The sequence below is a fragment of the Ensifer sesbaniae genome (assembly GCF_013283665.1).
In the GTDB taxonomy this organism is placed as follows: Bacteria; Pseudomonadota; Alphaproteobacteria; order Rhizobiales; family Rhizobiaceae; genus Ensifer; species Ensifer sesbaniae.
In genome coordinates, this window is sequence record NZ_JABEKU010000001.1 from 3,122,649 (window position 1) to 3,136,121 (window position 13,473).

General features: G+C 62.9%; 12 protein-coding genes. 5 read left to right on the forward strand and 7 right to left on the reverse strand.

The window, feature by feature from the left end; genetic code table 11:
* Positions 1–29: 29 nt before the first annotated feature.
* Entirely contained in the window at positions 30–1,250 is a 1,221-nt protein-coding gene (locus BHMPCIPO_RS15215; RefSeq protein ID WP_173517531.1) for a glycosyltransferase family 2 protein, read from the reverse strand.
* A 215-nt stretch (positions 1,251–1,465) separates the two neighbouring features.
* Here BHMPCIPO_RS15215 and rfbF point away from each other — a divergent pair, with 215 nt between their 5' ends.
* The 4 genes from rfbF (at position 1,466) to BHMPCIPO_RS15235 (ending at position 5,455) form a co-directional block, all read left to right on the forward strand.
* Positions 1,466–2,233 (forward strand): glucose-1-phosphate cytidylyltransferase, encoded by a 768-nt coding sequence (gene rfbF, locus BHMPCIPO_RS15220; protein WP_173517532.1) that lies wholly within the window; start codon positions 1,466–1,468, stop codon positions 2,231–2,233.
* Entirely contained in the window at positions 2,230–3,297 is a 1,068-nt protein-coding gene (gene rfbG / locus BHMPCIPO_RS15225) for a CDP-glucose 4,6-dehydratase (protein WP_173517533.1), read from the forward strand. The genes rfbF and rfbG overlap by 4 nt, the downstream gene beginning before the upstream one ends.
* 8 nt (positions 3,298–3,305) lie before the next feature.
* A complete protein-coding gene (locus BHMPCIPO_RS15230; RefSeq protein WP_173517534.1) occupies positions 3,306–4,538 on the forward strand; it encodes a class I SAM-dependent methyltransferase in 1,233 nt (410 codons plus the stop codon).
* 179 nt (positions 4,539–4,717) lie between these two features.
* Positions 4,718–5,455 carry a glycosyltransferase family 2 protein gene (locus BHMPCIPO_RS15235; RefSeq protein ID WP_173517535.1) on the forward strand — a complete coding sequence of 246 codons (738 nt, stop codon included), beginning with the start codon at positions 4,718–4,720 and terminating at the stop codon, positions 5,453–5,455.
* Between the two features lie 76 nt (positions 5,456–5,531).
* On the opposite strand, the gene BHMPCIPO_RS15240 is transcribed toward BHMPCIPO_RS15235, so the two are convergent.
* From BHMPCIPO_RS15240 to BHMPCIPO_RS15265, 6 genes are read right to left on the reverse strand one after another with little or no spacing between them, the layout of a single operon-like run.
* Positions 5,532–6,299: an ABC transporter ATP-binding protein gene (locus tag BHMPCIPO_RS15240; protein WP_173517536.1), complete on the reverse strand. Its 768-nt coding sequence runs from the start codon at positions 6,297–6,299 to the stop codon at positions 5,532–5,534.
* Complete coding sequence (locus BHMPCIPO_RS15245; RefSeq protein WP_173517537.1) at positions 6,296–7,129, reverse strand: ABC transporter ATP-binding protein; 834 nt, start codon at positions 7,127–7,129, stop codon at positions 6,296–6,298. Before BHMPCIPO_RS15245 ends, BHMPCIPO_RS15240 begins: the two co-directional genes overlap by 4 nt.
* Positions 7,126–8,058, reverse strand: a complete 933-nt coding sequence (gene nikC / locus BHMPCIPO_RS15250; protein ID WP_173517538.1) for a nickel transporter permease — start codon at positions 8,056–8,058, stop codon at positions 7,126–7,128. The genes BHMPCIPO_RS15245 and nikC overlap by 4 nt, the downstream gene beginning before the upstream one ends.
* On the reverse strand, positions 8,055–9,098 hold the full coding sequence (locus BHMPCIPO_RS15255) for an ABC transporter permease (protein WP_173518188.1): 1,044 nt from the start codon (positions 9,096–9,098) through the stop codon (positions 8,055–8,057). The genes nikC and BHMPCIPO_RS15255 overlap by 4 nt, the downstream gene beginning before the upstream one ends.
* A gap of 60 nt (positions 9,099–9,158) precedes the next feature.
* Positions 9,159–10,799, reverse strand: coding sequence for an ABC transporter substrate-binding protein (locus tag BHMPCIPO_RS15260; RefSeq protein ID WP_173517539.1), 1,641 nt, complete (start codon positions 10,797–10,799; stop codon positions 9,159–9,161).
* Between the two features lie 47 nt (positions 10,800–10,846).
* On the reverse strand, positions 10,847–11,902 hold the full coding sequence (locus BHMPCIPO_RS15265; protein WP_173517540.1) for a dipeptidase: 1,056 nt from the start codon (positions 11,900–11,902) through the stop codon (positions 10,847–10,849).
* Positions 11,903–12,263: 361 nt separating this feature from the next.
* Between BHMPCIPO_RS15265 and BHMPCIPO_RS15270 the strand changes: the two genes are divergently transcribed.
* Positions 12,264–13,463 carry an alpha/beta hydrolase gene (locus BHMPCIPO_RS15270; protein ID WP_376741662.1) on the forward strand — a complete coding sequence of 400 codons (1,200 nt, stop codon included), beginning with the start codon at positions 12,264–12,266 and terminating at the stop codon, positions 13,461–13,463.
* Positions 13,464–13,473: the final 10 nt, after the last annotated feature.

Below are 13,473 nucleotides of genomic sequence, written 5' to 3' on the forward strand. Positions count from 1 at the left end.
CGCTGCCATGAGCCGCGGTGATACCATCGCTACTTGCCTTCGCGTTGACGAAGGCGCAGGTCCTGTCGGATGACATCTCTCAACGTCCGGCCGGCGAAATGCGAACCTATGCCGAGTTTCATGAGGCCGCGCTCGATCGAAAGCCTCAGGGACGCGATCGTCCGCCGCAATGGCAACGGCCCCATCTTCCCGCCGGCGACTAGGTTCACACAGCGCCGAACCCGCGGCTTCGGGTGCGGCAGCGCGATCGGGTTCAGACCGTGTGTTACCCGATACTCGTCGAGCGCACTCACGACGCCCGGCGGAAGCATCGCCTTGCGCGCCCAACCCGCGGCCTGGCTCATCGCCCCCCGATAGAAATCTGCGGGTTCAATTTGAGGGAATCGGCTGGACCGGCTCTGTTCCGCAGCCAGCGCATATTCACGCAAGATGCCGTTTAGGAGCACGCTGGTATCGCCCGGCATCGGTCCATATTTTAGCCACTCCCCCTGTTCCTCCAGCATCCGCCGCCGGAAGTCCGTGGTCTCTTGTGTGACGGCGCCGATCGTCAGCGCGTTGCCGTTGCTCCGCGCTTCTCCCTGTGTCACCAGCAATGGAAAGTCGATGTACACGTAGCTGTTCAACGCTTCGAGCGTTCGGAACGCGAAGGCATAGTCCGGCGATATACCCGTAAAAACAGTGCCATAGCGCTCCCGGAGAGAGGCGAGCAAATCCCGATGCGTGAAGGAATTCAGCATCCGCGGCGTGTCCTTGGGCCAATCGCCGCGCGCAAACTGCTGTAGCTTGTCCGCAGTCGCGATCTCTCGCGTGGCGACGCCCCCATGTCCACGCCGTAGGCCGCGATATCCCGGGAGTTCTCGCGCGTTCGCCGTCGCGTAGCCGACAGTTGCCGCCTTGGTCCGTTCTATCGCCGTATAGACCTCTTCAAGCGCATAGAGACGCAGCGCCATTCGATCGGTGACGACACCGACATATCGGCCTCTCGCGTGGGTAAGTGCCCACTCCCAGTGATCGACCATCGGCAAGTTAAGGTCGGGACGAATATAGCGAAAGCGAGGGTCGGACCGAAACTGATCAAGAGCAACCTGGGTGAGTTCGCTGTCAGCGGACTGCGAATTGTCCGAGACGATGAGCTCGAGGTCGGAAAAGGTCTGCTCGAGTACGCTCGCTACAGCATCGACCAGGATATCCGGCCGATTGCGCGTCGGAATGACAACGGAAAAGACCGGGGAGGCGGAATCTTGCGTCACGGTGATGGTCTTGTCGAGATTGTCATGTACGTGCGCATATATTCATATATAGACCAGCGAATATTCTGATCGCGATTGCACAGAATCGGGAAATGCTTCAATGCTCAGCCATAACTACCCGTGCCTGGAACCGATAGACTTCTGGTCGAAGCTGCCAACGTTGTCAATCCGCCCGGTATCCTTGCATGGGCATCTAGCGACAGCGGGAAGAGAGCATGAAGGTCGTCATACTTGCCGGTGGTTACGGCACGCGCATCTCGGAAGAGAGTCATCTGAGACCCAAGCCGATGATCGAAATCGGCGGGCGGCCGATCCTCTGGCATATCATGAAGATCTACAGCCACTACGGCTTCTCGGATTTCGTGATCTGCCTCGGCTACCGCGGCTATATGATCAAGGAATACTTCTCCAACTACATCCTGCATTCATCCGACGTCACCTATGACATGGCGACCGGCGAGACGCTCTTTCATTCCAACAAGGCAGAGCCGTGGCGCGTGACGCTCGTCGACACCGGCACGGATTCCATGACCGGCGGACGCCTGAAGCGCGTCGCCGACCATCTGGGGGATACTTTCTGCCTCACCTATGGCGATGGCGTTGCCGACATCGACATCAAGGCGCTTACCGATTTCCATCGCAGCCACGGCCGCGAAGCGACCGTGACCAGCGTGGTTCCGCCGGGCCGTTATGGCGCCCTCGCCGTCAGCGACGGACGGGTTCAAAGCTTCATCGAGAAGCCCGCCGGCGACAACAGCCGCATCAATGGCGGCTTCTTCGTCCTCAACAGGGCCGTGCTCGATCGCATCGAGGGCGACCACACCTCGTTCGAGACAACGCCGCTCGAGGGCCTGGCCCGCGATGGCCAGTTGATGGCCTTCCCGCATGACGGCTTCTGGCGACCGATGGATACGTTGCGCGACAAGAACCAGCTCGAAGAGCTCTGGCAAAACGGCTCGGCGCCCTGGAAAGTCTGGTCATGAGCCGGCTGGCCGATCCCGCCTTCTGGGCCGGCAAGCGCGTGCTTCTGACCGGGCACACCGGTTTCAAGGGAAGCTGGGCGCGGCTCTGGCTGGCTCGAATGGGCGCCCGCGTTGCCGGCTACGCCTTGCCGCCTGCCGCGGAGCCATCCCTGCACGCCCTGCTCGGGCCTGGCGAAATCGCAGGCGAACATTTGAGCGATATCCGCGACGGCGATACGCTCGCGACGGCCATGCGACAGTTCGACCCGGAAATCGTGCTGCATATGGCGGCCCAGCCGCTGGTGCGCGAAAGCTACCGGACGCCGGCCGAAACCTTCGACGTCAACGTCATGGGAACCGTGCGGCTGCTGGAGGCCGCCCGCGCGGCGCCGGCTCTCAAGACGATCGTTGTCGTGACCACCGACAAGGTCTACCGCAACGACGAAAGCGGCCGGCATTTTCCGGAAGAGGCCATGCTCGGCGGCCATGACCCCTATTCCGGCTCCAAGGCCGCTTGCGAGCTGGTCGTCTCCACCTGGCGCGATTCGTTCCTGCGCGAGCGCGGCATCCGTGTGGCGACCGCCCGCGGCGGCAACGTGCTGGGCGGTGGAGACTTCTCGGTCGACCGGCTGGTCCCCGACATCGTCCGTGCCGCGCTGTCGGGCGAGATGCTCGATATCCGCAGCCCGATGGCGACGCGGCCGTGGCAGCATGTGCTCGATTGCCTCAACGGCTATTTCGTCTATGCCGAGGCCCTGCACGAGGGCCAAACCGAAGCTGCCGCGCTGAATTTTGGCCCCTCCCCCGCAGAACGGCAGATTCCCGTGCGCGATGTCGCCGGCGCGATCCAGGCCGCCATGGGCCTGCCGACGCAATGGCGCGACAACTCGTCGGCGGATCAACCCCGCGAGATGCAGACGCTCGGCCTCGATCCCGCGCTCGCGCTGAAAACCTTGTCCTGGACCGCCAGGCTCTCGCAGGATCAGGCGATCGCCTGGACGGCGCACTGGTATGATAGCTGGCGTCGCGGCGGCTCCGCCCGCGACCTGACGCTCGGCCAAATCGACGCATTCATGAGAGGCTAACGACTTCAATGTCCCACAACTGCCGTTTCTGCGCGACGCCGCTCGCGACCGTCGTCGCTGACCTGGGATCGACGCCCTGGTCGAACTCGTTCCTGGAGCCGACCGAGGAAGCCATCGCGCGTGAACGCTCGTTCCCGCTGAAGGCGATGGTCTGTTCCGAATGCCTGCTGGTGCAGACGACCGAGACTGTGCCGGCGGACGAGATCTTTACGGACGGTTACGCCTATCTCTCCTCGTTCTCGAGCAGCTGGCTGGAGCACGCTCGCCGCTACGCCGACACCATGAGCGAGCGCTTTGGACTTGGGGGCTTGTCGCAGGTCGTCGAGATCGCCTCCAACGACGGCTACCTGCTGCAATACTTCGTCGCCAAGGGCGTGCCCGTTCTCGGCGTCGAGCCCGCCGCCAATGCGGCGCGGATCGCCGAAGACCGCAAGGTTCCGACCGAGGTCGCCTTCTTCGGTCGGGAAACCGCGACAGCGCTCGTCAACCGCGGTATCCGCGCCGATCTCACCGCGGCCAACAACGTGCTGGCGCATGTTCCCGATATCGCGGATTTCGTCGCCGGCTTCGCCATCCTGCTGAAACCTGATGGCGTGGCGACGTTCGAGTTCCCGCATCTGCTGCGCCTCATGGAAGGCGTGCAGTTCGACACGATCTATCATGAACACTATTCCTACCTGTCGCTGGCTGCCGTCGAACGCATCTTCGAAAGCTCCGGCCTGAAGGTGTTCGACGTGGAGGAACTCGCCACCCACGGCGGCTCGCTGCGCGTGTTTGCCCAGCTTGCCTCCGGGACGCGCGAAGCGACCGAAAGGCTCGCCGCCGTCCGCGAAAAGGAAGCCGCTGCCGGCCTGATGCGGATGGAAACCTACGCCGCCTTCGATGACCGGATCGCCGCCGTCTGCAAAGGATTTCGGGAGTTCCTGGCGCGCGCCAAGGCCGAAGGCAAGACGGTGGCCGCCTATGGCGCCGCGGCCAAGGGAAACACCTTCCTCAATGTCTGCGGCGTGAAGCCGGGCGAGATTGCCTTCGCAGTCGACCGCAACGACTTGAAACAGGGCAAGCTGTTGCCGGGCACCCACATTCCGGTGCACGCACCGGCCCATCTGCAAGTGGCGAAGCCCGATTATCTCGTGATCCTGCCATGGAATCTCACGGACGAAATTGTCGCCGACAATGCCGCGATCCGCGCCTGGGGCGGGCAATTTGTCGTTGCAATTCCGGAAGTTCAGATCCTCTGATCAGGGAGCCGGGCGCTAAGAGATGTCGACGTCTTTTCCGCCTGGCACTTTCGCTAAGTAACGAAAATCAAAAAACTATCGCACTGAAACGCTTTTGCCCCAAAATAGCCGAAATCAGCGTCAAATTCAGCGGCAGCGTGGGTATTGACGGTTGTAAACAAAGCGCCTAGGAAGGTGCCATGTCTACCTTTGACCTATGCCTTGTCGCCACTCGGCGCCCGGATCTGCTTGCTCAGACGCTTGCCAGTTTCCGGGAGAGAATTTTCAGCAACCTTGAACTAGGCGAAGCCTATCTCAATCTTGACCCGGTCTTCGGATCGACGGCCGATCACGGTGCCTGCGTCGAGATCTTCCGCAGCCACTTCCCCGACGGGGTCGTCTTCCAGCCGGAAAGCCCCGGCTTCTGCGCGGCCGTCGCGAGACTCTGGTCGGCGACCAGCGCCGACTATGTCTTCCATCTCGAAGACGATTGGATTGCCTTGAGGGACATGGGCGAGGAATTGCTGGCGCCCTTCGCCGATCCGGCGATCACCCAGGTGTCGTTCCACACCGCGGACCAGAACTGGGATATCCGACGCAAGGGGCATTTCCATCGGCGAAACGAGTATGCGCGTCTGCTCGGGATCAAGATCCCGCTGTTCCGCACCTTCCCGAAATTCACGACGTCTCCGTCCATCCTGCGTGGTGGATTTGCGCGGCACTGCGCCGGCCTGATGGATCTCTCCCGCGATCCGGAGAAGCAGTTCTATTCGGGCGTGAACCCCGCAATGGAAGCCTACGTCGCCCGCTCCCGGAACTATATCTTCTCGCCGGAGGCGCGCCCGGTCATCAAGGACATGGGACGAGAATGGCGTGAGCAGCGCCGCATCCAAAAGGTGATCACCGACTCGACCTCGGTCTGGCGGCAAAGCGCCTAAATGGACCGGACTTAGCGCCGTTCCTTGCGACGAAAAGCATCCAAGCGGGACGACCGCCCCGCTTGCAGCAGTCTCGTCACGCGGTCGCGGCTACGTCCTTGCGCTGGAAGCCCTTGCTCGCGACCATCAGGCTGCGCGTGTAGTCCTCACCGATCCGCCCGGCGACGAGATCCGCCGAGGACAGGCGCTCCACGACACGCCCGCCCTGCATGACCGCCAGCCGGTCGCACATATGGGTGACGACGCCGAGGTCGTGGCTGACCATGATGAAGGTGAGCTTGTGGTTGCGCCTGACCTGTTCCAGCAGGTTCAGGACCTCCGCCTGCACCGAGGCGTCGAGCGCCGAGGTCGGCTCGTCGAGCAACAGGATCGATGGCTCGAGGATCAGCGCGCGGGCGATCGCGACCCGCTGGCGCTGACCGCCCGAGAGCTGGTGCGGATAGCGGAACCGGAACCCGGATCCGAGACCGACCTCGTCAAGCGCCTTCAGGATGCGGCGTTCGCCGTCGGCCACGCCGTGGATCGCCAGGGGTTCCAGCAATTGCCGGTCGATCGTCTGGCGCGGGTGCAGCGAACCGTAGGGATCCTGGAAGACCATCTGCACGGCGCGATAGAAGGCCTTGTCACGCTTGGCCCCCTGCAGCGCGCGGTCATGAACCCGGATGGTGCCGGCCGTGACCGGCGCCAGACCGGCAATCGCCCGCAGCAGCGTCGACTTGCCCGACCCGGATTCGCCGACGAGCCCGAAGGACTCGCCCGGCGCGATCTCGACGCTGACGTCGTTCAGCGCCTTGAAGTCGTCATAGGTGACGGAGAGGTTCGAGACGGAAACGGCTGATGTCATTGAGCCCACTCCGGCTTGCGGTCGAGAACCGGCAGGGGATGGCGATCGGACCCGATCGCCGGCATGCAGTTCAGCAAACCTTGGGTATAGGGATGCCTGGCGTTGGCGAGTTCGGATGCCGCCAGTTCCTCGACGATCCTGCCGGCATACATGACGATGACCCGGTCACAGAAGGACGAGACCAGGCGCAGGTCGTGCGATACGAAGATCAGGCCCATGCCGCGCTCGGCAACGAGCTTGTCGAGGATACCAAGCACTTCGAGCTGTACCGTCACGTCGAGCGCCGATGTCGGTTCGTCGGCAATCAGGAGTTCCGGCCCGGCAACCAGCATCATGGCGATCATCGCGCGCTGCCCCATGCCGCCCGAAACCTCGTGCGGATAGAGATCATAGACGCGCTTCGGATCGCGGATCTGCACGGCCGCCAGCATGTCGAGCGCCCTCTCCCGGGCTTCCGCCCGGCTGACGTTTTCATGCTGCCGCAGCGTCTCGACGATCTGCCGGCCGATGCTCATGACCGGGTTCAGCGAATACTTCGGATCCTGCAGGATCATGGCGATCCGTTTGCCCCTGAGATCCCGGCGGACCTTCGGGGAAGCGGAGAGCAGATCGATCCCGTCAAAGGACAGCTGCTTTGCCGTCACCTGCGCATGACCAGGCGTCAGCCCCATGATGGCACGGCCCGTCTGCGACTTGCCGGAACCGCTTTCGCCGACGATGCCGAGGCGTTCGCGGCCGAGCGTGAAGGAGACGCCGCGCACCGCTTCGACGAGGCCGGTGCGGGTCGGGAACGAAACCTTGAGGTTTTCAACGGTCAGGAGCGCACTCATTGGCCGCTCTCCCGGGGATCGAGCGCATCGCGCAGGCCGTCGCCAAGCAGGTTGAAGCCGAGGCTGACGATGAGGATGGCGATGCCGGGCATGGTTGCCACCCACCATTGGTCGAGGATGAAGCGGCGGCCCGAAGCAATCATCGCGCCCCATTCCGGCAGCGGCGGCTGTGCGCCAAGGCCGAGGAAGCCGAGGCCGGCCGCGGTCAGGATGATGCCGGCCATGTCGAGCGTGACGCGCACGATCAGCGACGACATGCACATCGGCATCACGTGACGGAAGACGATGCGAATGGGCGACGCGCCCATCAGTTGCACGGCGGCGATATAGTCGGAGTTGCGCACCGTCAGTGTCTCGGCGCGGGCGATACGCGCATAGGGCGGCCAGGAGGTGATGGCGATCGCGATGACCGCATTCTCGATGCCCGGGCCGAGTGCCGCAACGAAGGCGAGCGCCAGGACCAGCTTCGGGAAGGCCAGGAAGATATCGGTGATACGCATCAGCACCGCATCGACCCAACCGCCCGCATAGCCGGCGACGGCACCGACGATCAGGCCGATGGGTGCCGCGATGATTGCAACGAGCAACACGACGGCGAGCGTCAGCCGCGACCCATGGATCAGCCGCGAGAGGATGTCGCGGCCGAGATCGTCGGTGCCGAGCAGGTAGCCGGGGCTTCCGGGCGGCAGCAGCCGGGCATTGGCGAGATCGCCGAGATAGGGGGAATGCGGCGCCAGGAAATCGGCGAAGGCCGCAACGAAGACCAGCGCCAACAGGATGATGAGGCCGAGAACGGCGAGCCTGTTGGCGGCAAAGCGCTGCCAGGTCATGTAGGCGCGGCCGAGACGGGCCTGGGTGCGCGACTGCGGGCGATCGGACAGCAGCCATTCGCGGCGCGTCATCGGACGTGTTTCGGTAATGGTGCTCATCGCTGACGCGTCCTCGGGTCGAGTGTCCGGTAGAGAAGATCGGACAGCAGATTGATACCGATGAAGACCGAGCCGATGACGATGGTGCCACCGAGGACGGCGTTCATGTCGGCATTCTGCAGCGAGTTGGTGATGTAGAGGCCTAGGCCCGGCCAGGCGAAGACGGTTTCGGTCAGCACCGAGCCTTCGAGCAGGCCGGCATAGGAGAGCGCAATCACGGTCACGAGCGGTACCGCCGCGTTGCGCAGTGCATGTCCCCAGATGATCCGGGTCTCGGACAATCCCTTGGCGCGCGCCGCGACGATGTATTCCTGCTGCAGTTCGTTGAGCATGAAGCTGCGCGTCATGCGGCTGATATAGGCGAGCGAGAAGTAGCCGAGCAGCGCGGCCGGCAGGATGATGTGGCGGAACACGTCGAAGAAGACGTCCCATTGCCGCTGCCAGAGCGAATCCAGGAGATAAAAGCCGGTAATGGGGGTGAACGTGTATTCGAACACGATATCGATGCGGCCCGGATAGGCGACCCACTTCAGCCGCGCATAGAAGACGAGCAGCGACAGGAGCGCCAGCCAGAAGATCGGCACCGAATAGCCGACGAGGCCGATGACGCGCACGATCTGGTCGGCGATGCTGCCGCGCTTCACGGCGGCAAGCACGCCGAGCGGCACGCCAATCAGCGCGCCGATGAGCGTGCCGAGCGTCGCAAGCTCCATCGTCGCGGGAAACACACGGCGAATGTCGGTCATAACCGGATTGGTCGTCAGCACCGAAACGCCGAACTCACCGGTCAGCGCCTGGCGGACATAGATGAAGAATTGTTGGTAGAGGGGCAGGTTCAGCCCCATCGCCTCGCGCGTCCTTTCGACGACGTGCGTCGGCGCCCGGTCGCCGAGGACGGCGAGAACCGGATCGATCGGGATTACCCGGCCGATGAAGAAGGTGACGGCCAGAAGGCCGAGATATGTCGTGACGACAACGACAAGAAAGCGCAGCACGGCTGCAACGATCTTGCCGGGACGGGCGCGTTTGCGCCCACCCACTGTCTCTGTTCCGCTCATGCTCAAGGGAACGATCCTTTCGGTTTATTCCTTCGAGACGGCCTATTCTTTTGTGATACCGGCGACGAAGTTGGTGTCGAAGCTCGGGCCAAGCTTCAGGCCCTTGACGTTGCCGCGGTAGCCGGCGACTTCGGTCTGCTGGAAGATGATGACGAAGGGGCTTTCGTTGAGCACCGTCTTCTGCAGCTCCTTGTAGGTCTCGGCGCGCTTGGCACCGTCACGCTCGAGGAGAGCTTCCTTGGTCTTCTTTGTCAGCTCCGGAACATCCCAGGCATTGCGCCAGGCAAGCGTCTTGTTCTTGCCTTCGTCGGAATTGTCGGGGTTGCTGGTGAAGGTTTCCGCATTCGAGTTCGGATCGAAATAGTCCATGCCCCACTGGCCGATGTACATGTCGTGGTTACGGGCACGATACTTCGTCAGCGTCTGCTTGCCGTCGCCAGGGATGATTTCGAGCTTCACGCCGGCCTGGCCGAGCGTCTGCTGGAAGGATTCGGCAATGCCGGTGACCGGCTGGCCGTTGCGAACGTCCATGGTGACGGTGAAGCCGTCGGCAAGGCCGGCCTTTGCGAGCAGTTCCTTCGCCTTGGCGACGTCGAGCTTGTAGGGGTTCTCGCCGAGAGCGCCGAGTACGCCCTTCGGCAGGAAGCTCTGGTGGATTTCGCCGATACCCTTGATGATGGTCGAGCCGAGCGCATCATAGTCGACCAGGTACTTGAAGGCCTCGCGCACCTCGGGCTTGGCGAGGTTGGCGTTCTTCTGGTTGAGGCTGATGTAGTAGACCGTGCCCTTGGGCGCGCTGGTGGCGGCAAGATCGGCATTCTTCGACACGGCATCGAGATCGCCGGGCTCAAGGTTGCGGGCAACGTCGATGTCACCGGCTTCGAGCGCCAGGCGCTGGCCGGAGCTTTCCTTCATGTGGCGATAGATGACGCGGGCGAGCTTTGCCTGTTCGCCATAGTAGTTGTCGTTGCGTTCGAGAACGATGACCTCGTTGGCGCGCCATTCGCGCAGCTTGAACGGACCGGAGCCGGCATAGCCGGTCTTCAGCCATTCGTTGCCAAAGTCGTTGTCGTACTTGAAGTCGTCGCTTGGGGTTACTGCCTTGGCGTGTTCGAGAACGAGCTTCTTGTCGAGCACGGCGGCGACGGTCGCCGTCAGGCAGTTGAGCACGAAGCTCGGCGCATAGGGCTGGTCGACGGTGAAGACGAAGGTCTGCTCGTCCGTTGCCTTCGCCTTTTCGGTGACGTTGTCGCCGGTAAGGCCGAACTGGGTAAGGATGAACGCCGGGCTCTTGTCCAGCTTCACGGCGCGCTCGAATGACCAGGCCACGTCTTCCGCGGTCACCGGGTTGCCGGAGGCAAACTTCAGGCCGGACTTGAGTTTGAAGGTGTAGGTCAGGCCATCGTCGGACACGGTCCAGCTCTCGGCGAGATCGCCGACGACCTTGGAGGTATCGTTGATGTCGAGGCGCACCAGCATGCTGTAGGTGTTGCCGGTGATTTCGGCGGCGGTCAGCTCGAAGGCTTCGCCCGGATCCATCGAAATGACGTCGTCGATCGCAAAGGCTTCGACCAGCGTGTCCTTCGGCGTTTCGGCGAAGGCCGGCGCGGTGGCGGCCATGACCATGGCCAGCGCCGCCGAAGCGGTCAGAAGGCGAAGACGTCCATTGAGCTTGTGCATCATTTTTGCAGTTCCCTCGTTTGCGCCCTTTTGGGCCCCTTCTTCATGGTTCAGGCGGCCTCGTGCCAAGCCTGTCCCAGAACTCTCCACCAGTTCTCCCGGCATATCTTTGCCAGTTCGGCGTCACCATATCCGGCACCTCTCAACGCGGCAACGAGCGCCTGGTTACCGGCTGCGTCGGCGATCCCCTCGGGGATCGTCGCACCATCGAAATCCGATCCGAGCGCCACGCATTCGATGCCCATGCGCTCGACCATGTAGTCGACATGGCGAACCATGTCGGAAAGCGGTGTCGCCGCATTCTCCTGGCCATCGGCGCGCAGCATCGTCGTCGCATAGTTGAGGCCGACGAGGCCCTTGCTTTCCCTGACGGCGTCGAGTTGCCTGTCGGTGAGGTTGCGCGCAGCCGGCGTCAGCGCATGCGCGTTCGAATGGCTGGCGACCAGCGGCTGATCTGTCGTCTTCGCGACGTCCCAGAAACCCTGCTCGGTGATGTGCGCGAGGTCGATGAGGATGCCGAGGCGATTGCAGGCGCGCACCAGTTCAAAACCCGCCCCGGTCAAGCCGGGCGCCGTATCCGGCGACTTCGGATAGGAGAACGGCACGCCATGGCCGAAGACGTTGTGGCGACTCCAGACCGGCCCGAGCGAGCGCAGCCCGGCGGCATGGAAGGTTTCAAGTGCCGAAAGATCGGCGCCGATCGCCTCGCAGCCTTCCATATGCAGGACGGAAGCGAAGACACCGGCCTCGACTGCACGGCGGATCTCGCCAGTCGAGCGGCAGAGCTTCCACGCCCCTGCCCGGTCGAGCCGAACGGCGATGTCTGCGAGCTGCATGGCGACGGCCAGCGACGGCAAGTGTTCGAGAGGCGCCGAAAGCGGCGTTTCATAGTGGCCGTTTTCATCCGGCGGCTGCAGGATCAGATCGCCCGAGGGCACGTAGATCGCCGAAAGGCCGCCGATGAGGCCGCCCGCCCTGGCGCGTGGCGCATCGATATGGCCCTCGCCGATACCGTCGACGAATTCGCGGACCGGGTCGGACCCCTTCCGGGCGTTCTGCCACAGGCGCAGAAGCACGTCGTTATGGCCATCGAAAACCGCCTGCATTCCTGAATTCCCTCATCATTTCAAGGAGATCGAACAGGCCGTTTACCGCCGTGTCCGGGAGAAAGTCGTGGCGATGCTATTGAAAGGCCAAAGCCTTTTCAATGAATATCAGGGGGTTTTACCCAGGCCTGCCTGTAGCGAAATGTTGCATGATTGCCGCAATCTCTCCGTCAAACACAGCGGCAACAGGTGCGCAATATCGATCAAGGGATGAAAATCTGCCGTTTCTAATGCAAGGAAATAGCTTGGTCCCGATGGCCGGGATGTCGCACCGCATGATGCGGTACTGGGGGTTTGGTTGCTGCGTCCGTTTTCACTGGCAGGTTCGGAAGGGCATTGGAGCCGCGTCGCCGCCACGCTCCTGCTTGCCGTAACCCTCGCTGCCTGTGCCGGTCGTCCGGTGGGCGTGCTCGTTCCTTCGGGCACGACGGGTGGCGCCTCCGAAGTCGACCTGATGGTCGCGACAACACGCGCCCCCACGGCGGAACCGGGCGTGCTTTTCAGCGGCGAACGGTCAGACCAGCTTTCCCTGACGGAAATCGTCGTTTCCATCCCACCGGAAAAGAACCGCGAAGTCGGCCAAGTGCAATGGCCGAAGAAGCTCCCGGCCAATCCGGAGCGCGACTTTTCCACGGTCAGCGTCACGCCGCTGCATCAGGGCAACGACGTCCAAAGCTGGCTGAAGGGTAACCTGCCGAAGAGCCGTCGTGTGCTGATCTTCGTGCACGGGTTCAACAATCGCTACGAAGATGCCGTCTACCGCTTTGCCCAGATCGTGCACGATTCCGGCACGGACGTCGCCCCGGTCATCTTCACCTGGCCCTCGCGCGCCAGCATCTTCGACTACAATTACGACAAGGAAAGCACCAACTATTCGCGGGATGCGCTGGAGGAACTGCTTCGACGTGCCTCGAGCAACCCCCAGGTCAGTGAAATTACCGTCATGGCCCACTCCATGGGCTCGTGGCTGACGGTCGAGGCTCTGCGCCAGATGGCGATCCGCGACAAACGCATCGCGCCCAAGATCACCGACGTCATCCTGGCTTCGCCCGATCTCGACGTCGATGTCTTCGGCCAGCAGATCCGCGCCATGGGCGACAAGCGGCCGAAGTTCACGCTATTCGTGTCGCGCGACGACCGGGCGCTGACCTTGTCCAGGCGCATTTCCGGCAATGCCGACCGCCTTGGGCAGATCGATCCGACCGCTGAGCCTTACCGCACGCAACTGGAAAAGGCCGGCATCAGCGTCATCGACCTGACGGCGCTGAAGGGCGGCGACAAGCTGAACCATGGCAAGTTCGCCGAAAGTCCGGAAGTCGTGCGCCTGCTCGGCAACCGCCTGATCGCGGGCCAGACCGTGACCGATTCCGATGTCGGGCTTGGCGAACGCCTGGGCGCCGTCACGCTCGGCGCCACGCAGACCGTCGGCAACGCGGCGAGCCTCGCGGTCTCGACGCCGATCATGATTTTCGACCCCAACACCCGCAAGAACTACGACGAGCAAGTACGACGTCTCGGCCAGTCGGTGGAAAACACCGTCGGCGCAACGGTAACACCCTGACGCGCGGACC

What these genes read in the sequence shown, in the direction of transcription:
- rfbF (WP_173517532.1), top strand. Translation starts at nt 1,466, where the DNA reads ATGAAGGTCGTCATACTTGCCGGTGGTTACGGCACGCGCATCTCGGAA.
- rfbG (WP_173517533.1), top strand. Translation starts at nt 2,230, where the DNA reads ATGAGCCGGCTGGCCGATCCCGCCTTCTGGGCCGGCAAGCGCGTGCTT.
- BHMPCIPO_RS15230 (WP_173517534.1), top strand. Translation starts at nt 3,306, where the DNA reads ATGTCCCACAACTGCCGTTTCTGCGCGACGCCGCTCGCGACCGTCGTC.
- BHMPCIPO_RS15235 (WP_173517535.1), top strand. Translation starts at nt 4,718, where the DNA reads ATGTCTACCTTTGACCTATGCCTTGTCGCCACTCGGCGCCCGGATCTG.
- BHMPCIPO_RS15240 (WP_173517536.1), bottom strand. Translation starts at nt 6,299, where the DNA reads ATGACATCAGCCGTTTCCGTCTCGAACCTCTCCGTCACCTATGACGAC.
- BHMPCIPO_RS15245 (WP_173517537.1), bottom strand. Translation starts at nt 7,129, where the DNA reads ATGAGTGCGCTCCTGACCGTTGAAAACCTCAAGGTTTCGTTCCCGACC.
- nikC (WP_173517538.1), bottom strand. Translation starts at nt 8,058, where the DNA reads ATGAGCACCATTACCGAAACACGTCCGATGACGCGCCGCGAATGGCTG.
- BHMPCIPO_RS15260 (WP_173517539.1), bottom strand. Translation starts at nt 10,799, where the DNA reads ATGATGCACAAGCTCAATGGACGTCTTCGCCTTCTGACCGCTTCGGCG.
- BHMPCIPO_RS15265 (WP_173517540.1), bottom strand. Translation starts at nt 11,902, where the DNA reads ATGCAGGCGGTTTTCGATGGCCATAACGACGTGCTTCTGCGCCTGTGG.